The 19,676-nt window shown below is 61.8% G+C and carries 18 protein-coding genes and 1 tRNA gene; 15 read left to right on the forward strand and 4 right to left on the reverse strand.

What is annotated here, in order from left to right:
- Positions 1–148: 148 nt before the first annotated feature.
- Positions 149–370 carry a hypothetical protein gene (locus F3J45_RS13780; protein ID WP_167063155.1) on the forward strand — a complete coding sequence of 74 codons (222 nt, stop codon included), beginning with the start codon at positions 149–151 and terminating at the stop codon, positions 368–370.
- Between the two features lie 1,280 nt (positions 371–1,650).
- Entirely contained in the window at positions 1,651–2,457 is an 807-nt protein-coding gene (locus tag F3J45_RS13785) for an EamA family transporter (RefSeq protein WP_240164604.1), read from the forward strand.
- Between the two features lie 228 nt (positions 2,458–2,685).
- Here F3J45_RS13785 and F3J45_RS13790 read toward each other — a convergent pair whose 3' ends face one another.
- The gene (locus F3J45_RS13790) at positions 2,686–3,108 is read right to left on the reverse strand and encodes a hypothetical protein (protein WP_167063158.1); all 423 of its coding nucleotides are present in this window, start codon (positions 3,106–3,108) and stop codon (positions 2,686–2,688) included.
- 249 nt (positions 3,109–3,357) lie between these two features.
- Between F3J45_RS13790 and F3J45_RS13795 the strand changes: the two genes are divergently transcribed.
- Positions 3,358–3,936: a TetR/AcrR family transcriptional regulator gene (locus tag F3J45_RS13795; RefSeq protein ID WP_167063531.1), complete on the forward strand. Its 579-nt coding sequence runs from the start codon at positions 3,358–3,360 to the stop codon at positions 3,934–3,936.
- A gap of 362 nt (positions 3,937–4,298) precedes the next feature.
- Entirely contained in the window at positions 4,299–4,775 is a 477-nt protein-coding gene (locus F3J45_RS13800) for a nuclear transport factor 2 family protein (RefSeq protein ID WP_167063161.1), read from the forward strand.
- A gap of 148 nt (positions 4,776–4,923) precedes the next feature.
- Here F3J45_RS13800 and cynR read toward each other — a convergent pair whose 3' ends face one another.
- Positions 4,924–5,811: a transcriptional regulator CynR gene (cynR, locus tag F3J45_RS13805; RefSeq protein ID WP_167063164.1), complete on the reverse strand. Its 888-nt coding sequence runs from the start codon at positions 5,809–5,811 to the stop codon at positions 4,924–4,926.
- Between the two features lie 110 nt (positions 5,812–5,921).
- Here cynR and F3J45_RS13810 point away from each other — a divergent pair, with 110 nt between their 5' ends.
- The 4 genes from F3J45_RS13810 to F3J45_RS13825 all read left to right on the forward strand — a co-directional run bounded on the left by F3J45_RS13810 (position 5,922) and on the right by F3J45_RS13825 (position 8,522).
- Positions 5,922–6,581 carry a carbonic anhydrase gene (locus F3J45_RS13810; protein WP_167063166.1) on the forward strand — a complete coding sequence of 220 codons (660 nt, stop codon included), beginning with the start codon at positions 5,922–5,924 and terminating at the stop codon, positions 6,579–6,581.
- A gap of 39 nt (positions 6,582–6,620) precedes the next feature.
- On the forward strand, positions 6,621–7,091 hold the full coding sequence (cynS, locus tag F3J45_RS13815; RefSeq protein ID WP_167063175.1) for a cyanase: 471 nt from the start codon (positions 6,621–6,623) through the stop codon (positions 7,089–7,091).
- Between the two features lie 111 nt (positions 7,092–7,202).
- Positions 7,203–7,460 (forward strand): DUF2790 domain-containing protein, encoded by a 258-nt coding sequence (locus F3J45_RS13820; RefSeq protein WP_167063178.1) that lies wholly within the window; start codon positions 7,203–7,205, stop codon positions 7,458–7,460.
- A 45-nt stretch (positions 7,461–7,505) separates the two neighbouring features.
- The gene (locus F3J45_RS13825; RefSeq protein ID WP_167063181.1) at positions 7,506–8,522 is read left to right on the forward strand and encodes an alpha/beta hydrolase; all 1,017 of its coding nucleotides are present in this window, start codon (positions 7,506–7,508) and stop codon (positions 8,520–8,522) included.
- Between the two features lie 62 nt (positions 8,523–8,584).
- Here F3J45_RS13825 and F3J45_RS13830 read toward each other — a convergent pair whose 3' ends face one another.
- Entirely contained in the window at positions 8,585–9,076 is a 492-nt protein-coding gene (locus F3J45_RS13830) for a heme-binding protein (protein ID WP_167063184.1), read from the reverse strand.
- Between the two features lie 253 nt (positions 9,077–9,329).
- Here F3J45_RS13830 and fdnG point away from each other — a divergent pair, with 253 nt between their 5' ends.
- The 7 genes from fdnG (at position 9,330) to F3J45_RS13865 (ending at position 18,537) form a co-directional block, all read left to right on the forward strand.
- Positions 9,330–12,398 (forward strand): formate dehydrogenase-N subunit alpha, encoded by a 3,069-nt coding sequence (gene fdnG, locus F3J45_RS13835; protein WP_167063187.1) that lies wholly within the window; start codon positions 9,330–9,332, stop codon positions 12,396–12,398.
- Entirely contained in the window at positions 12,398–13,348 is a 951-nt protein-coding gene (fdxH, locus tag F3J45_RS13840) for a formate dehydrogenase subunit beta (RefSeq protein ID WP_167063190.1), read from the forward strand. The genes fdnG and fdxH overlap by 1 nt, the downstream gene beginning before the upstream one ends.
- Positions 13,345–14,001, forward strand: coding sequence for a formate dehydrogenase subunit gamma (locus tag F3J45_RS13845; RefSeq protein ID WP_167063193.1), 657 nt, complete (start codon positions 13,345–13,347; stop codon positions 13,999–14,001). Before fdxH ends, F3J45_RS13845 begins: the two co-directional genes overlap by 4 nt.
- 4 nt (positions 14,002–14,005) lie before the next feature.
- Positions 14,006–14,929 (forward strand): formate dehydrogenase accessory protein FdhE, encoded by a 924-nt coding sequence (fdhE, locus tag F3J45_RS13850; RefSeq protein ID WP_167063196.1) that lies wholly within the window; start codon positions 14,006–14,008, stop codon positions 14,927–14,929.
- 159 nt (positions 14,930–15,088) lie between these two features.
- Complete coding sequence (gene selA, locus F3J45_RS13855; protein WP_167063199.1) at positions 15,089–16,516, forward strand: L-seryl-tRNA(Sec) selenium transferase; 1,428 nt, start codon at positions 15,089–15,091, stop codon at positions 16,514–16,516.
- Complete coding sequence (gene selB / locus F3J45_RS13860) at positions 16,471–18,435, forward strand: selenocysteine-specific translation elongation factor (protein WP_205300515.1); 1,965 nt, start codon at positions 16,471–16,473, stop codon at positions 18,433–18,435. Before selA ends, selB begins: the two co-directional genes overlap by 46 nt.
- 6 nt (positions 18,436–18,441) lie before the next feature.
- Positions 18,442–18,537 (forward strand) — tRNA-Sec (locus F3J45_RS13865).
- Positions 18,538–18,618: 81 nt separating this feature from the next.
- Here the strand turns inward: F3J45_RS13865 and F3J45_RS13870 are convergent.
- Positions 18,619–19,605, reverse strand: coding sequence for an asparaginase (locus F3J45_RS13870; RefSeq protein ID WP_167063202.1), 987 nt, complete (start codon positions 19,603–19,605; stop codon positions 18,619–18,621).
- Between the last annotated feature and the right edge of the window lie 71 nt (positions 19,606–19,676).

Below are 19,676 nucleotides of genomic sequence, written 5' to 3' on the forward strand. Positions count from 1 at the left end.
ACAGCCGGGTAAGCGATAGCTAGATCGTAGGTCTCCAGCACTCAAGTCCTCTTTGCGTCATTACCGGCTGTCTCAAACATTTCGGTCTCGTCCTGTGGCTCATGACAGCTAGCTAAACTTAAGCAGGCTAAATTTGGAGATACCGGCCATGGACACGGATCATTCGGGGCTAAAGGCGTTACGGCGTATCATCCTTGCGGCAAATCCTGTTCTTGCGGACCACATAGATACCGTAAGCAACGCTGAACTTATTGTCCTAGTGAAGCTAGCAATCGACTTGAGCATTGAGATTGATGCAGAGTCCTTTGAGGTAGAAGCAATGCGAGGAATGCTGAGAGAGCTTATCGCTGATGAGACGATCAAAGATTAATCATAGGTACTCTGTTGGACTACGTGGGCGTTAGTTGGTCGCGTGCTATCGGGCTATGAAATCGTATTCGACTCGTCTTCCCCATCAGATGCTCGAACTACTCGCCATCCCTTTCGACGCTCCAGGTGCTCGCCAAGCTTTTAGGAATTCGTGCCATTTCGATGGTGGCCCCGGTTGAGCCTACTGACCGTTTACAGACGTTGTAGGAGGTCAATTTGAAAGCTCCTCAGGTTGTAAAATTTTCCGATGGATGGAGTGATTTTCTTTACATTTTAGACTGTCATGTTACAATGATCTCACAGCCAGCCCCTGTGGGATAAGGCGAAAAAATTTACAGAGCTTCTCTCAGGAATCCTTTCCCATTCTGAGTTGAACGGTTAGGCATCGCGCCACATACACAACCCGGGGCAATTGCTCCGGGTTTTTTTATGCCTGGCGTACAAGCACTGACCTACTGGCGGATGCGCGCAAATTTCACAGAAATCATTGGCCTGAAACAAATGTAGGCGATCACCTAGTCCAGTGGGCTGCTCTGTCGCGCAGGGAACATCTCCAGTAGGGGCACCGCCATTCCTCTGTAGGAGCGGGCTTGCCCCGCGAACACCGGCAAAGCCGGTGCCATACGCCGCGCCGCCTGCTTCGCGGGGCAAGCCCGCTCCTACAGAAATACCCTTTAAATCAGATAGATACGATTTTTCCACACGAGATAACCCAGCCCTGCGGGCTGCGCTGTCGCGCAGGGAACAGTGCAGTTGTGGGAGCGGCCTTGTGTCGCGAAAGGGCCGCAACGCGGCCCCAGGATCCTGAGTTTGTCTCGCAATTGCCGGGGCTGCTGCGCAGCCCTTTCGCGACACAAGGCCGCTCCCACAATATCCGCATTATCAAGGTGATAGGGTTTGTTCCATGAGGAGCGGTGCGGCGATCTGACTTGCTTGCGATGTACCGCGCGGACACCGCCCGGTTGAAGCTCCGGCCCACCGGTATAGGGGTTAAGACAAATTGTTTCCTTTGAGCTCCCGTTCGGATGAATACGATGGGGCTTGTGGAAACAAGGAGGCCAAGCGTAGGGCTACATCCCTGACGACGTAGGAAACTTCCTGGAATTTCTCTGCATAAGCTTGCAGCTTTCAGCTGCATGAATATAGCCGCTAGAAAGGTATTGGCTCGGTGCTCGTACGCGAGTAATTCGGGCCATACAGTGCCCGGCCAGTCAAGCGGTTGCCTTTTTCAGGGAGCAATTGCTGCTCGGTGCAGTGCAGGGGTAAATCATAATAAGGAACATGACTGTGGACGTAATAATGGGGTTGTTGGCAGCGGTATTTTGGGGGGTGACAGACTTTTTGGTTGGTGTGAACGCCCGAACAGTTGGTGTCAAACGGGCGGTATTTTTCGGGCAAGTGTTAGGCTTTCTGCTAATGATCATGATTGCAGTCACCTCCGCCAGTCATTGGGACAAATTCGCGTCTGCGCCTTGGCGCGCGATCGGGATGGGAATAGTTGCTTCCCTGTGTACCGTGGTTGGGGCGCTGGCGCTTTCGAAAGCATTTGCTGTCGGTAAAACTGCAGTGGTGGCGCCCTTGGTCACCTCGTATGGCGTATTCACCACGGTGTTGGCATGGCTGGGCGGTGATGTCCTGTCAGGCTGGCAGGTGGGTGGCATTCTCGTTTGTTTCTTCGGAGTCGTATTGGCCAGTCGTAGTGATGATGGAGATGAGCTCCAGCGCAAGAGTACCAATGGAGTTTCTTTAGGGTTTGCCTTACTCGCGGCCTTGCTTTACGGCATTAGCTTCTGGATTCAAGGCAAGTTTACCTTGCCGGCGCTCGGGCCGGTAAACATGTTGGCATTGGGTTACGCAGTGGGGGTTATAGTCCTCATTCCCGAAACGCTCAGCTTACAGCGGGACTGGGCGACGATCAGGTTGAAAAGTTTCGGCACACTGTGTGGTGCCAGCCTTTTCAACTTGGGCGGATTCTCTGCGTTTTCATGGGGTGCGCTCAATGGCTCGGTTTCAGTCGTTACAGTGATCAGCACCTTATCGGGAGGTATCGCTGCGATTTTGGGTTATATTTTTTTCGCGAACGGCTGACAATGATGCAGAGGGTTGGGGTCTGTCTCGTGTTGTTCGGCGCTGTGCTTTTGCATCTATATGGGTGATGTTTTTACGGCTATAGCAATCACATATGTTGCTCAGTTGGTTTATGTGGTACGCCCTATGCGCCCTTTAGAGTGATGAGAGCCGCCCTGATTCCCCACTTTTCAAAGCAAAGCCAAAAAAGCGAAGCCATCGATTTGGCTTCGCTTTTTTTTTGCCCAATCAGGCCGGATGAATCATCACGTTAATACGACGACGCTCAATAACACTCTGGGCGCCGGGGGCGCCGGTGAGCTTGTCGAAAGTGACGGTGGTATCGGCATTGACCGCCGGGTTAGGCACCACCCGTATCACTTGATAGTCCTGGCCTGCTGGCGCTTGCGGCTGGAGTTCGACGGTAGCGGCGTCTGGGGTGCTGGCGACCCAGGTTTCCCCAGGGGCCACTGCCAGCCTCGCTGAGTAGGTATCCCCGGCCACGCTATGGAAGGTGCAACCATCGACTACCTGCGCTTGCGCGGGGCAGTGGGCGGCCTTGGCACCGGGGCGCAGCGGGTTTTCGATGGCGTAGGTGATGCCTTGCGTATCGGCGAACGCCAGCGATCCAAAGGTGCTGGCCAGGAGGGCGATGGAGAGTATTCCACGCATTGCAGTGCTTCCTTGTGTGCAAAATCAATATGTATACAAACTGTATAATCTGCCGAAGTCCGACGTCAATGTATGCTTTCGGCTCCGGTGGCGGCCATGCTGCCGATTCGGCCGATGGACACGTGAGGCCGCTCGGTGCAACGCTGTGGTCAGCTCGGGCGCCGGGGGGAAGCCCACGCTTCCAAGCTGCAATCGAAAAATTTTCAATAGATGCTTGACCAGGGAGAACGACCGTTCTACTCTGGCTACATGGATAAGCCAATGACCGATACACGCGAAAAAATCCTGGCGACGGCCGAGCAGCTCATTTACGAAAACGGGATTCATGCCACGGGCATGGACCTGCTGGTAAAGACCTCGGGCGTAGCACGTAAAAGTATTTACCGTTATTTCGCCAACAAGGACGATGTCGCGGCGGCGGCACTCAACGCCCGCGATGTACGCTGGATGCAGTGGTTCAGAAGCGAATGTGACAAAGCGGAATCTGCGCCAGCACGCATCATCGGTATGTTTGACGTGCTCAATAGTTGGTTCGTATCGGATGGTTTTCGCGGATGTGCCTTTATCAATACCGCTGGAGAAGTTGGCGATGCAGAAGACCCTATTCGCCAGATCGCCAAGCTGCATAAGCAAAAGCTGCTGGACTACACATTTGAGCTGACCAGCCAATTGGCTGTCGACGACCCGATGGGCTTGGCGAGGCAACTCTTTGTACTGATAGAAGGCACGATTACCGTGGCCCGTGTCATGGGGGACCCTTCCTCTCTTGAGAGTGCAAAAGAAGTAGCGAAGTTATTACTCAAGGAAGCAAAGCGCACAAGCGTTTGATAAGTCGGTTACACACACTCAGTTGAAACATCCAAAAGATTGGAGGCACTACCATGTCCAATGAACACGTTCGGTCGCCATCTTTTGATTGTGAGTTGTTGATGGGGAAGGTCAAGCTTGCCATATGAATATGAATGGTTTGCCGCCCGGATAAAGACCCACGTTTAAACGTTATCCTTGTTTTGGTTTTTGATGACCCATCAGTATCAGCGGTTTGCTGCTGCTACTGATGGTGGCTATCGGCTGCACGCTTTCAGTCAACGCTACACGCTCTTCAATGTTGCTCCCAAGGCCAAGCCGCATTGGCCTTATTTAATGAATGCTAACGTCTTTAATGTATCCACTGCCCTGGAGGCACTCCCATGTCCAATGAACAAGCTCGTCCGCCACTTCCTCCTTTCACTCGTGAATCAGCGATTGAGAAGGTCCGCCTTGCCGAAGATGGCTGGAATACCCGCGAGCCCGCAAAAATTGCGCTGGCCTATACGCTGAACACCCAGTGGCGTAACCGCGCCGAGTTTGCAAGCAATCGCGAAGAAGCCCAGGCCTTCCTCACTCGCAAGTGGAAGAAAGAGCTGGACTACCGCCTGATCAAGGAACTCTGGGCCTTCACCGACAACCGCATTGCCGTGCGTTACGCCTACGAGTGGCACGACGACTCGGGCAACTGGTTCCGCTCCTACGGTAATGAAAACTGGGAGTTTGAGGCCGATGGTTTGATGCACCGCCGCTTCGCCTGCATCAACGACATGCCTATCAAGGAAAGCGAGCGCAAGTTCCACTGGCCACTGGGGCGCCGCCCGGATGACCACCCAGGGCTGACTGAACTGGGCCTGTAAGCCTTGGCAAACCTGATCCTTCTCAGCTGAAGGATCAGGTTTTTTGCTTTTCCCACGGTGTCGGCATGGCAATCACGCCGACATCAACTGCAAGTGCCGTCTCCCTTCCCCCGGGCGCCAAGCCGCGCCATCAGCCCTTGTGGCCACCTCACCCATCAAGGCCGCTGGACACCTCTTTAGCCAGCTCGATGAAAACCCCCACCGCCGCACTCAGATAAGCTTCTTTTCGCCGTAAAAGAACGGCCGTTCGCTGCAAGCGTTCTGGCTCCAGGGTGATGGCCACCAGGTCTTCATGGGCCAACGCAATTCTGGCAGGCAACAACGTCGAAAGATTCGTCCGCCGAACAATTTCAATCACGGCCCCAAGGGCATTGGCCTCCATCTGCACACGGGGGCGAATTTCGTGTTTGCGGCAGTAACGGTCGATTTGCTCGCGCGTTGCAAACTCTGTACTGAGTAATACCAACGACTCTGCACTCAGGCCTTGCGACGTGATGGCCCGTTCCTCGGCCAAGGGGTGCTTGCGGTTTACCACCAGCGCGAGGGTTTCGTTCAGCAAGGGGACGGCCTCGATGTCCGCTGTGTGTATTTCATCGAACGCGATCCCCAAGTCCAGCTCGCCTGCCAGCAGCAGCTCCTCGATGCGCTCTTGGGAAATCTCTTTGAGGTTGAGGGTGATTTTAGGGTAGCGGGAGTGAAAGGCCTCGATCAGCGGCCCCACCAGATAAGTCGTGAATGTTGGCGTTACCGCCACCCGCAATGAACCGCGGCTGAGGTCGCTCACGTCATGAATGGCGTTTTTGGCTTCGCGCAGTTCCTGGTAAGCACGGCGTGCATAAAGCAAATAAACATCGCCTGCGTCCGTCAATCGCGTTGTGCGCCCTGAGCGGTCGAACAACTGGGCTCCAAGACTTTCTTCCAGCTGCCTCACCTGCTGCGACAAGGCCGGTTGAGAGACATGCAGCGCCGCTGCAGCCTTCGTGAAACTGAGATGTTCTGCAACCGCAAGGAAATACTGGATGTGCCGAGCGAGCATGCCTTAACCCATAAGATTATCTGATCCACTGCATAATAAATGAGACTTTTACCTTATGCCATGCGTTGCTTAATCTCTGTTTCACACCCAGCGACATTGAGACAGCAACCATGAAAGCGATCATCGACGGTTTTCTGAAGTTCCAGCAAAACGCCTTTCCAGAGCGGGTCAAACTGTTCAAGGACCTGGCTAACCAGCAAAGTCCAAAGGCGCTGTTCATCTCGTGTTCCGACAGCCGGCTGGTGCCTGAACTGGTTACCCAGCGCGAGCCAGGCGACCTGTTCGTCATCCGCAACGCCGGCAACATCGTCCCTTCGTACGGCCCGGAGCCCGGCGGCGTTTCGGCCTCGGTCGAGTATGCAGTGGCCGGGCTCAACGTCGCAGACATCGTGATCTGCGGCCACTCCGACTGCGGCGCGATGACCGCCATTGCAACCTGCAAGTGCCTGGACCACATGCCTGCCGTGGCCGGCTGGCTGCGCTACGCCGACTCGGCCAAGGTGGTTAACGAGGCCCGTCAGCACCCAGACAAACCGAGCAAAGTCGCTTCCATGGTGCGCGAGAACGTCATCGCGCAGTTGGCCAACATCCAGACCCACCCATCCGTTCGCCTGGCGCTCGAAGAGGGCCGCGTCACCCTGCATGGCTGGATCTACGACATCGAAACCGGGCGTATCGATGCCTTCGATGGCAGCACCGGGGCGTTCGTGTCGCTCGCAGAAAACCCAGAAGTCCACGCCGTTTCCCAACAAGCCAGGCACGTTGCCTGAAACCTGTCCCTACGCCTTTACCTACCCAGGAGATTCACCATGATCCAGACTCAAGCAACCCGCACCGCTCGCCAGGAACTGACCGAAATCATCATTCTGGCCAAGGCCCGCAAGGACCTTTCCTTCGCCGAGATCGTCGATGGCACCGGCCTGTCCGAAGCCTTCGTCACGGCAGCCCTGCTTGGCCAACATCCGCTGCCTGAAAGCGCCGCCAAGGTTGTAGGCGAAAAACTCGACCTCGATGCTGATCAAGTTGCGCTGCTGCAATCGATGCCCATTCGCGGCAGCTTTTTCGAAGGCATCCCAAGCGACCCGACCATCTACCGGTTCTACGAAATGATGTCGGTCTACGGCACCACCCTCAAGGCCCTGGTTCACGAGAAGTTCGGCGACGGCATCATCAGCGCCATCAACTTCAAGTTGGACATCAAGAAAGTCGAAGATCCCGACGGTGGCCACCGCGCAGTAATCACCCTGGACGGCAAGTACCTGCCGACCAAACCTTTCTGATGTAACCCCGCCCGGCGTCAGACGGCGCCGGGCTACTCCCCAAGCCTTTATTTCGAATGAGCGCCATTTACGTGCGCTGGCCTTCTCACGCCTTCAATACAGGTGATTGCGATGAAGCTGTTACTCGTTTTGTTCCTCGGCTGCCTGGGTTCTGTCGCCATGGCCGATGACCAGGTTACCCAAACTGCACAGGTTTCCGTGGAGCCCTATCGCTACGCTCAGCGCCTCGATATCGCCCATGTTGTGGCGGTAACTCCGGTACCAAATGTTTGCGATGTGGTGCCAATGCAACTGACCTACGACGATTCCAAAGGCGACCGCCACATCATGGAATACCGCGTCATAGGCAACGGCTGTTCCAACAACTAACTGCGCACCCATTGATTACCGGCCTATCGCCAAGGAACTTGAATCATGAAATTGTCACGCACACTCACCGCCGGCCTTCTGGCCATTGCCGTCAACAGTGCATTCGCAGCGGGTGGCCCTGGTGTCGAAACCACCACACAAGCGTTCCTTCAAGCCCTGGAGGCAGGCGGCGGCAAGCCGCTGGAAACCCTCTCGCCGAAAGATGCCCGCGCCGTGCTGAGCGGTGCCCAGGCCGGTGTGAAGGTAGATGTCGCGGGTATTGAGGTACAACGCCGCAGCATCGAGGTAGAGGGCAAGCCCCTGGATATTCGGGTGATCCGCCCAGAGGGCGCCAAAGGCGACTTGCCTGTGTTCATGTTCTTCCATGGCGGTGGTTGGGTGCTGGGTGACTACCCCACCCATGAACGCCTGATCCACGACTTGGTAGTAGGCTCCGGCGCCGCAGCGGTGTACGTCGACTACACGCCGTCGCCGGAAGCGAAGTTCCCCACGGCGATCAATCAGGCGTATGGCGCCACTCGTTGGGTTGCCGAACACGGGAAGCAGATTGGTGTTGATGGCAGCCGCCTTGCGGTAGTGGGCAACAGTGTGGGTGGGAACATGGCCGCCGTGGTTGCGATCAAGGCCAAAGAGGCCGGCACCCCTAAGCTGCGCTTCCAGGCACTGTTGTGGCCGGTGACCGATGCCGACTTCAGCAACGGCTCCTACAACCGCTTCGCCGATGGCCACTTCCTGACCCGCAACATGATGAAATGGTTCTGGGACAACTACACCACCGACCCGAAGCTGCGCAGCGACATCCACGCCTCACCACTGCGCGCCAGCCTGGAGCAGTTGAAAGGCCTGCCGCCAGCCTTGGTGCAAACCGCCGAAATGGACGTACTGCGCGATGAGGGGGAAGCCTACGCCCGCAAGCTCAATGCGGCAGGCGTGCCGGTTACGGCCGTGCGCTACAACGGCATGATCCACGACTACGGGCTGCTCAATGTGCTCGCCCAGGTGCCGAGCGTGCGCGACGCCATGGACCAGGCTGCCCAGGCGATCAAGCAGCACCTGAAGTAACAACCTACCTCGCGTAAAGGTGATTGGGGCCGCATTGCGGCCCTTCACGGGCCAGCCCGTTCTCAGGCATCACTGTCCAGCGCCGCCTGGGCAAACTGCGCATCCAGCTCCGGCGTCGCACCACTGATACCGATACCGCCGATATGCACGCCGTTCTTGTCCTTTATCGGCAACCCTCCCTCCAGCAAGGTGAACCCTGGCAACGACCCATACGGATTGGCCGGGTGCGCCGCACTGCGCTCGCCAAGTGCGCGTGACGACAATGGGAAGCGGGCCGAGGTTTCGGCCTTGAGCTGCGCCACCTGAATGCTGCCGCTGCTGGTGCCGTCCATGCGGTGGAAATGTTTCAGGTTGCCGTGGTTGTCCATGATGCTGATGACGATCGCATAACCTTGGGCGATGGCGGCCCGTTCGGCGGCGGCGGTCATTTTTTGCGCTTGCTCGGACGTGAGGGCGGTGGGTTCGGCCTGGGCACCCGTAGCCGTTGCGGCGCCGGGTAGCAGTGCACCAGGGCCTGCGATCAGAAGGCCAAGGAGGAGGGCGTTGATCTTCATTGTGACTGATCCCTGTGTCAGAAAACGCAGCAGGCTAACTGGCTTTTGCCGGTATTTATGTAGTCCTTTTCCGAAAATGATGAAGGGGAGGGTGGATAGCGTTAGCCCCAATCCCGCCCCCCATGACCCACGTCATCGCACCTCTGCGATTCTTGGCTAGTCTTATTGATTGGCAGCCCCGAAAAGCCGCCACCGTGATGACCAAGAGGCGCCGGCCATGATCCGTGCGCCCGAACCTGATCAGGAGTGCACGATGGACCTCAACCGTCGGCAGTTCTTCAAGGTCGCTGCTATCGGCCTTGGAGGCTCGAGCCTGGCGGCGTTGGGCATGGCCCCGACACCTGCCTTCGCCGAGCAGGTGCGCCACTTCAAGCTGGCGCACACCAAAGAGACGCGCAACACCTGCCCCTACTGCTCGGTCGGCTGCGGCCTGATCTTGTACAGCCAGGGTGACGCGGGCAAGAACGTCAAACAGAACATCATCCACATCGAAGGCGACGCCGATCACCCGGTCAACCGTGGCACCCTGTGCCCCAAAGGCGCCGGCCTGCTCGACTTTATCCACAGCCCCAGCCGCCTCAAGTACCCCCAGCTGCGCAAGCCGGGCAGCAACGAGTGGGTGCAGGTCAGCTGGGACCAGGCCCTCGACCGCGTCGCCGACCTGATGAAGAAGGACCGCGATGCCAACTTCATCGAGAAGAACGCCCAGGGGCAAACCGTCAACCGCTGGCTCACCACCGGTTTTCTCGCAGCTTCCGCCGCCTCCAGCGAGGCCGGCTACCTGACCCACAAGGTCGTTCGCGCAACGGGCATGCTGGGGTTCGATAACCAGGCACGTGTCTGACATGGCCCGACGGTGGCAAGTCTTGCCCCGACGTACGGCCGTGGCGCCATGACCAACCACTGGTCCGATATCGCCAACGCGAATCTGGTCCTGGTGATGGGCGGCAACGCAGCAGAAGCACACCCGTGCGGCTTCAAGTGGGTGACCGAGGCCAAAGCGCACAACAAGGCGCGGCTGATCGTGGTTGACCCGCGGTTTACCCGTACCGCGTCGGTGGCCGACTACTACGCACCGATCCGTACCGGCACCGACATCGCCTTCATGGGCGGGCTCATCAACTACCTGCTGAGCAACGACAAGATCCAGCACGAATACGTGCGCAACTACACCGACGTGTCGTTCATCGTCAAAGAAAGCTATGGCTTCGAGGACGGGCTGTTCAGCGGCTACGACGAGGCCAAGCGGGTGTATGCGGACAAATCAGGCTGGGGCTACGAGCTGGGCGAAGACGGCTTTGCCAAGGTCGACCCGACCCTGCAGCACCCGCGCTGCGTGTACCAGCTGATGAAGCAGCACTACAGCCGCTACACCCCCGAGCTGGCCAGCATGACCTGCGGCATGCCCCAGGACGCCATGATGAAAGTCTGGGAAGAGATCGCCACCTGCTCGGTCCCGGGCAAGACCATGACGATTCTCTACGCCCTCGGCTGGACCCAGCATTCCATTGGCGCGCAGATCATCCGCAGCGCGGCCATGGTCCAGTTGCTGCTGGGCAACGTTGGCATGCCCGGTGGCGGGGTCAACGCCCTGCGCGGGCACTCCAACATCCAGGGCCTGACCGACCTCGGCTTGCTGTCCAACTCCCTGCCGGGCTACCTGACCCTGGCCGGCGACGCCGAGCAGGACTACGCCACCTACATCGACAAGCGTGCCTCCAAGCCCTTGCGCCCGGGGCAGCTGTCGTATTGGCAGAACTACGGCAAGTTCCACGTCAGCCTGATGAAAGCCTGGTACGGCGCCAATGCCACTGCCGAGAACAACTGGGGCTACGACTGGCTGCCCAAGCTCGACGTGCCGGCCTACGACGTGCTGCGCATGTTCGAGATGATGGGCCAGGGTAAGGTCAATGGTTACATGTGCCAAGGCTTCAACCCAATCGCCGCGCTGCCGGACAAGAACCGCGTCACCGCCGCCCTGGGCAAGCTCAAGTGGCTGGTGATCATGGACCCGCTGGCCACTGAAACCTCGGAATTCTGGCGCAACGCCGGGCCGTTCAATGATGTCGACACGGCCAATATCCAGACCGAGGTGATCCGCCTGCCCACCACCTGCTTTGCCGAGGAAGACGGCTCGCTGGTCAACAGCAGCCGCTGGCTGCAGTGGCACTGGAAGGGCGCCGACGGCCCGGGTGAAACCCGCACCGACGTGCAGATCATGAGCGAGCTGTTCATCCGCCTGCGCGAGCGCTACAGCAAGGAGGGCGGCGCCTACCCCGACGCGATGATGAACATCAGCTGGCCCTACAAGATCCCCGAAGAGCCATCCCCCGAGGAGTTGGCCAAGGAAATGAACGGCTGGGCAGTCACCGACCTTACCGACGCCAGCGGCACCACGCTCAAGGCCGGCCAGCAGTTGGCAGGCTTTGCCCAGATGAAGGACGACGGCAGCACCGCGTCGGGTTGCTGGATTTTTGCCGGCTGCTGGACCGAGCAGGGCAACCAGATGGCCCGCCGCGACAACAGCGACCCGTATGGCATGCACCAGGTGCAGAACTGGGCCTGGGCCTGGCCGGCCAACCGCCGCATCCTCTACAACCGCGCCTCCAGCGACCCGCAAGGCAAGCCGTGGGACCCGGAGAAAAAACGCCTGGTATGGTGGAACGGCAAGGCCTGGACCGGCACCGACGTGCCCGACTTCAAGGTCGACTCGCCACCGGAAGCGGGGATGAACCCGTTCATCATGAACCCCGAGGGCGTGGCGCGTTTCTTCGCCATCGACAAGATGGCCGAAGGCCCGTTCCCCGAGCACTACGAGCCGTTTGAAACGCCCATCGGCATCAACCCGCTGCACCCGCAGAACAAGAAGGTGGTGAGCAACCCGGCGGGGCGGATCTTCGACTCGGTGTGGAACACCCTTGGCACCCACGACGAGTTCCCCTACGCCGCGACCACCTACCGGCTGACCGAGCACTTCCACTTCTGGAGCAAGCACTGCCGCCTCAACGCCATCGCCCAACCCGAGCAGTTCGTTGAAATCGGTGAGGTGCTGGCCAATGAGAAAGGCATCAAGGCGGGCGACCGGGTGCGGGTGTCGAGCAAGCGGGGGCACATCGATGCGGTGGCGGTGGTGACCAAGCGCATCCGCCCGCTGCAGGTCAACAACCAGACCGTGCACCAGATCGGCATTCCGCTGCACTGGGGCTTCACCGGCGCCACACGCCATGGCTACCTGACCAACACCCTGGTGCCGTTCCTCGGTGACGGCAATACCCAGACGCCAGAGTCCAAGTCGTTCCTCGTCAATGTGGAGAAACTCTGATGGCCAGCCAAGACATCATCGCCCGCTCGGCCACCACCACCGTGCCGCCCTCGGTACGCCAGCTGGAAGAGGTGGCCAAGCTGATCGACACCACCAAGTGCATCGGCTGCAAGGCCTGCCAGGTGGCGTGCTCGGAGTGGAACGAACTGCGTGACGAGGTGGGCCACAACCACGGCACCTACGACAACCCCCACGACCTCAGCGCCGAAACCTGGACCCTGATGCGCTTCACCGAGCACGAGCGTGACGACGGCAACCTGGAGTGGCTGATCCGCAAGGACGGCTGCATGCACTGCGCCGACCCGGGCTGCCTGAAGGCCTGCCCGAGCCCGGGGGCAATCATCAAGCACGCCAACGGTATCGTCGACTTCAACCAGGACCACTGCATCGGCTGTGGCTACTGCATCACCGGTTGCCCGTTCAACATCCCGCGCATTTCGCAGAAGGACCACAAGGCCTACAAGTGCACCCTGTGTTCCGACCGCGTGACCGTGGGCCTGGAGCCGGCCTGTGTGAAAACCTGCCCGACCGGGGCGATCGTCTTCGGCAGCAAGGAGGAAATGAAGGTGCATGCCGCCGAGCGCATCGTCGACCTCAAGTCGCGCGGTTTCGACAACGCCGGGCTGTACGACCCGGACGGCGTCGGCGGCACCCACGTGATGTATGTGCTGCACCACGCCGACACGCCGAGGCTGTACGCCGGCTTGCCGGACGCCCCCGTGATCAGCCCCTTGGTGGGCCTGTGGAAGGGCTTCACGAAGCCGCTGGCGCTGCTGGCCATGGGCGCGGCGGTGCTGGCCGGGTTCTTCCATTACGTGCGGGTAGGGCCACAGCGGGTGGAGGAGGACGAGCACCCCGCGCCGCCGGACCACAGCGTGCAGCCGGTCGACCCTTCGGTGCATGTCTATGACCCGACCAAACCCGGTGGGCAAGGGGAGCAGCGGCCATGAACGACAACAAACCCATCCTGCGCTATAACGCCAACGAGCGGACCAACCACTGGATCGTCGCGATCCTGTTCATGACGGCGGGCCTGTCTGGGCTGGCGCTGTTCCACCCGGCGCTGTTCTGGCTCAGTAACCTGTTTGGCGGCGGCCCCTGGACGCGCATCCTGCACCCGTTCCTGGGCGTGGCGATGTTCGTGTTCTTCCTCGGCCTGGTGGTGCGCTTCTGGCGCGCCAACTTCATCACCGCCAACGACCGCCTGTGGTTGCGCCGGGTCGACCGGGTGATGCTGAACAAGGAAGACGGCGTGCCGCCCATCGGCAAGTACAACGCCGGGCAGAAGTTGCTGTTCTGGACCCTGCTGGCCTGTATGCTGGTGCTGCTGCTCAGCGGCGTGGTGATCTGGCGCGCGTACTTCAGCCACCTGTTCGGCATCGAGGCCATACGCCTGTCGGCCCTGGCCCATGCCCTGGCGGCGTTCGTGCTGATCCTCAGCATCATCGTGCACATCTACGCCGGTATCTGGATCAAGGGTTCGATCGGCGCGATGCTGCATGGCTGGGTCAGCCGCGCCTGGGCGCGCAAGCACCATGAACTGTGGTACCGCGAAGTGACCGGCGACAAAGCCCCGGTCAATCACGGCAAAAAAGAAGGATGAACGCTTGAGCACGATACTCGAACCCGGGCAGATCGAAGCCTCGGCGGTGATGCCGCCGTTTCTTCATCTGCCGCCCGCCAACCTGTTCACCGTGCGCGCCGCGCGCCTGGAGCAATTGGCCGAAGGGCATCCCTTTGGCGATTACCTGCGGTTGATCGCCCGGCTGTGCCGTGTGCAGCAGCAGCTTGTGGATAACCCACCCGCTGGCTTGCCGGTGGCAGAGCAGCGCCAGCGCCTGTGCATAAGTCACGGCTTGCCACCGCTGGCAGCCGACAGCCTGGTGCGGGAAGGGCCGTGGCTGGTGTGGTTGCAGGCCCTGCTCGGGCACTTCGCTGACGAACCCGACGGGCCGCTGAGGGAGACCGTGAAGCTGCTGTGTGACAGTGACGACAGCCAGCGCAAGGGCTGGGCCATCGCCTTGCTTGGCGGCCAGTACGATGCAGTGCCAGCGGCATTGGTGCCGTTGCTGGGCGCAGCGTTGCAGGCGGCCTGGGCAAGCTGGCTGCTGGCGCTGCCGGCGCCGGAGCTCAAGCCCGCCAGCAGCCTGGCCCAGTGCCCGGCCTGCGGTTCACCGGCCATGGCCGGGGTGGTGCGCAACCGGGGCAAGCACAATGGCCTGCGCTACCTGGCCTGTTCGTTGTGTGCCTGCGAGTGGCATGTGGTACGGGTCAAGTGCGTGTATTGCGAGTCGAGCAAGGATTTGCGCTACAGCAGCCTGGAGGATGACCGCCATGGGCCGGGCAAGGCGCCGCTGCGCGCCGAGTGCTGCCCAGGGTGCCAGAGCTACCTGAAGCAGCACTACCTGGAAAACGATGCGGCGGCAGAGCCGTTGGCCGATGACCTGGCCAGCCTGGCGTTGGACATTCGCTTGGACGAGGAGGGGTTTCACCGCCTGGCCCCGAACCTGATGGTCGCGCCGGGGGCGTGAGGGTGTGTCTACACTGTAGTACCGAGTCGCCTGCTTCGCGGGGCAAGCCCGCTCCTACAGAGGCGGCGTTGCCTTCAAGGCTGACACTGCACCTGTAGGAGCGGGCTTGCCCCGCGAAGAGGCCAGTACAGACAACGGACCCGTCCAAGGTAGCACCGCATGCCCACCAGCCTCACCCACCACACCCCGCGCCTGCCTTCTATCGACACCCTCTTGCGCCACCCAGCCTGCCAGCCGCTGATCGACCGCCACGGCCGCGATGCCGTTCTAGCCAGCCTCAGGCAACTGCTCGACGACCTGCGCACCCCGGCCCGCGACGGCGACCTCAGCGCCAGCGAACTGTCGGCGCAAATCCTGCTGGGTCGCGCTGGCGAACGCCTTTCCATCCAGCAACGCAGCCAGGTCCGGCGCGTGTTCAACCTCACCGGCACTGTGCTGCACACCAACCTTGGCCGCGCGCTGTTGCCCGAGGAAGCCGTCGGGGCCATGCAGAGCGCCGCGCGCTACCCGCTGAACCTGGAGTTCGACCTGGCCACCGGCAAGCGCGGCGACCGCGATGACCTGGTCGAAGGCCTGGTCCGCGAACTGACCGGCGCCGAAGCCGTCACCGTGGTGAACAACAATGCCGCCGCCGTGTTGCTGGCGCTCAACAGCCTGGGCGCGCGCAAGGAAGGCATCATCAGCCGTGGCGAGCTGATCGAGATCGGCGGTGCCTTCCGCATCCCCGACATCATGGCCAGAGCCGGCGTGAAGCTGCGCGAGGTCGGTACCACCAACCGCACCCACGCCCACGACTACGAAGCCGCCATCAGCCCGCGCACCGGCCTGCTGATGCGCGTGCACTGCAGTAACTACAGCATCCAGGGCTTCACCCACCAGGTGCCCACCGCAGAACTTGCGCGCATCGCCCGCCAGCATGAACTGCCGCTGCTCGAAGACCTCGGCAGCGGCAGCCTGCTGGACCTCACCCGCTGGGGCCTGCCCGCCGAGCCTACGGTGCGCCAGGCACTGACCGAGGGCGCCGATATCGTCACCTTCAGCGGCGACAAGCTGCTGGGTGGGCCGCAGGCCGGGATCATCGTTGGGCGCAAGGCGCTGATCGGCAGAATCAAGAAGAACCCGCTCAAGCGCGCCCTGCGTGTCGACAAGCTCACCCTCGCCGCGCTCGAAGCGGTGCTGGCGCTGTACCGCAACCCCGACCGCCTGGCCGAACGCCTGCCCAGCCTGCGCCTGCTCACCCGCAGCCAGGCCGATATCCAGGCCCAGGCCGAGCGCCTGGCCCCGCAGCTCCAGGCCCGCCTTGGTGAACAATGGCGGGTCAGCGTCGAGCCTGCGCTGGGCATGATCGGCAGCGGCAGCCAGCCGGTGGCGCGCCTGCCAAGTGCAGCCCTGTGCCTGCGCCCGCAGGTGTCGAAGAAGCTGCGTGGGCGCGGCCTGCATGTACTGGAGCGCGCCCTGCGCACTTTGCCGGTGCCTGTGCTTGGCCGTATCGACGACGATGCCCTGTGGCTCGACCTGCGCCAGCTCGACGATGAGGCGCAATGGCTCGCGCAACTGCCGGCCCTGCAACTGGGGCCGGTGCAATGATCGTCGGCACCGCTGGCCACATCGACCACGGCAAGACCGCGCTGCTGCAGGCCCTCACCGGACAGGCCGGCGACCAGCGCCAGGAGGAACGCGCCCGCGGCATGACCATCGACCTTGGCTACCGCTACGCAGCCCTTGCCGAAGGCGCCGCGCTGACTGGTTTCATCGATGTGCCTGGCCACGAGCGGTTTATCCACAACATGCTGGCTGGCGCCCACGGTATCGACCTGGTGTTGCTGGTGGTTGCCGCCGATGACGGGGTGATGCCGCAAACCCGCGAGCACCTGGCGATCATCGAACTGCTGGGCATTCCCCACGCGCTGGTGGCCATCAGCAAATGCGACCGCGTGGAGCCGGCGCGCCTGGCCCAGGTGCAGGCGCAGGTTGGCGAGTTGCTGGCGCCTGGGCCCTTCGCGGGGGCGCGGCAGTTCCCCTTGTCGAGCATCACCGGGCAGGGCGTGGAGGCACTGCGCCGGGCTTTGCTCGAAGCCGAGGTGCGCGTGCGCCAGCGCAGCGTGCGGAGTGGTTTTCGCCTGGCGGTGGACCGCGCCTTCGCCGTGACCGGTGCCGGGGTAGTGGTGACCGGCACGGCGTTGGCCGGGCAGGTCAGCGCCGGCGACACGCTGCTGCTGGGAAAAACCGGCAAGCCGGTGCGGGTGCGCGGCCTGCATGCGCAGAACCAGGCCGCGCTGGTGGCCGAGGCGGGCCAACGGGTGGCGCTGAATATCGCCGCCGAGCGCCTGGCGCTGGAGCAGGTGCACCGGGGCGACTGGCTGGTGCCCGAATGGCTGTACGCCCCCAGTGTGCGGGTGGATATCGACCTCCGCCTGCTGGCCGGTGAGGCCCGTGCGTTCGAACACTTCAGCGCCGTGCACGTGCACCTTGGCACCCAGGATGTGACTGCCCGGGTGGCCTTGCTCGAAGGCGAAACCTTGGCCGCTGGCCAACGCATGTTCGCCCAACTGCTGCTCAATGCACCCCTGCAGGCCGTGCACGGTGACCGGCTGGTGCTGCGCGACCAGCGGGCCCAGCACACCCTGGGCGGTGGCCGGGTGCTCGACCCCTTCGCGCCGAGCCGGCAACGCCGCAGCGCAGAACGCCTGCGCCAGCTGCAGGTGCTGCGCGACGCCGATGGCCTGGAGCAGGCCCTGCCGGGCCTGCTCGCCAGTGCGCCCGGTGGCCTCGACCCACAGCGCCTTGAGCGCCAGTTCAACCACCTGCGCGAAACCTGGAAGCTGCCGCGGGATGTGCAGGTGGTGGCCACGCGCCAGGGGCCGTTGCTGTTTGCCTCCAGCCAATGGCAGGCGCTGAGGCAGCGGGTGTTGGCGCAGCTCGCACGCTTGCATGAACAAGAGCCCGATCAGCTCGGCCCGGACCGTGACCGCCTGCGCCGCTTCGCCGCCTTGCCGCTGGAGCGCCCGGCCTTTGTCAGCCTGCTCGATGAGCTGCTTGAAGGCGGCCTGATCGCCAGCAGCGGGCCCTGGCTGCATTTGCCGGATCACAAGGTGCAATTGAGCCCCGCCGACAGCGTGCTGTGGGAACGCCTGCAGCCAAAAATGCTGGAAGGGCAATACGACCCGCCCTGGGTGAGGACGCTAGCCGCCGATGAACAGTGCGCAGAGGCCGAGGTACGCTTGCTGCTGCGCAAGCTGGCCCGCTTGGGCCTGGTGCACCAGGTGGTGCGCGACCTGTTCTACCCCGAGGCGACATTGCGGCGCATGGCCGCGTTGTTGCTGGGGCAGGGTGGGGAGGGGGGGATAGTGCAGGTTGCTGCGTTTCGCGATATGTTGGGTATCGGTCGCAAGCGCAGCGTGCAGATTCTTGAGTACTTCGACCGCATCGGCCTGACCCGCAGGGTGGCCGACCAGCGCTACATCCGCGCCGACAGCGCCCTGGCCCAGCCACAGGCCGGGCACTGAGTTCAAGGAAGGCAATCGCGCCCGGTGGCGCGGCCGGGCTTCAAACCCGGTTGGGGACGGCAGCCGTTCCCGGGCAGGTTCGACTCCCGCTGCCTTCCGCCATTTTCAACAGTCCCATCCGCAGTCAAGCTGCAACCCTGTAGGAGCGGGCTCGCCCCGCGAAGAGGCCCGAAAGCCGAACCCCTATACCCGCTCCCCACACAGATCCAGCGCAAACCACTGCTCTGCCGCCTCTACATCCAACCCCGCCCCGAGCAGCGCAAACATCTTGCCCAACGCCGCCTCACGGGTCATGCCACCGCCACTCACCAGCCCGGCCCCACGCAGGCGATTACCCGCCGCATAGGTATCGAACACCACCGACCCTTCCGGGCACTGGCTGATGGCAACCAACAGCACGCCGCGCTGGCGCGCCGCACGCAGCACTTCCAGCAAGGCCAGGTCATCCGAAGGCCCGGTCCCGCTGCCATAGCACTCCAGCAGCAGCCCTTGCACGCCGCTGTCCAGCAGCCCCGCCAGGTGCGCGGCCTGCAGGCCTGGGTAAACCGGCATCAGCGCCAGGTTCACCGGCTGGCGGGGTTGGCGATAACTCAGCGCGGCAGGCACCTCGCCGGCACGCTCACCGTCCCGGTGGCGCGGCAGCGCGGCAAAGGCGTCGAACGCCTCGCTGCGCAGCTTCGAGGCGCGGCAGCCATGCAGCAGTTGGCCGTGGAAGTACAGCTGCACGCCATCTTCCAGGCCTTGCTCCACCTGGCGCAGGGCACCACACAGGTTGTCCCAGGCATCGCTGCCTGGCGCGCCGGCCGGCAGCATCGAGCCGGTCAGCAGCACGGGCACCGGCAGGCCCAGCAGCAGGAACGACAGCGCCGCGGCGCTGTAGGCCAGGCTGTCGGTGCCATGCAGCACCAGCACGCCGTCATGGCCAGCGTCCACGGCGGCAACGATGGCATCGCGCATCGCCAGCCAGTTGTGCTGCTGCATGTTGGCGCTGTCGAGCAGCGGGTTCATTTCCTGCAGCGTCCATTGCACCTGGGGCGCATCGGTCAGCTGGGCGAGGTGTTCGCGCATCCGCGCATCGAAACCACCGGCAGGGGCAAGGCCTTCGGCGGTTTCAAGCATGCCGATGGTGCCACCGGTATAGAGGACGAGAAGATTCTTGACTGCACGCATGGAAAGCATCCGAAGCGGTGAGCGGAGATAAGTCAGCCGCCCACGAACGGGGCGGCTGGGCAGGGGAGGAT

Origin of the sequence: Pantoea sp. Ap-967 (genome assembly GCF_011752565.1) — a bacterium.
GTDB lineage: Bacteria > Pseudomonadota > Gammaproteobacteria > Pseudomonadales > Pseudomonadaceae > Aquipseudomonas.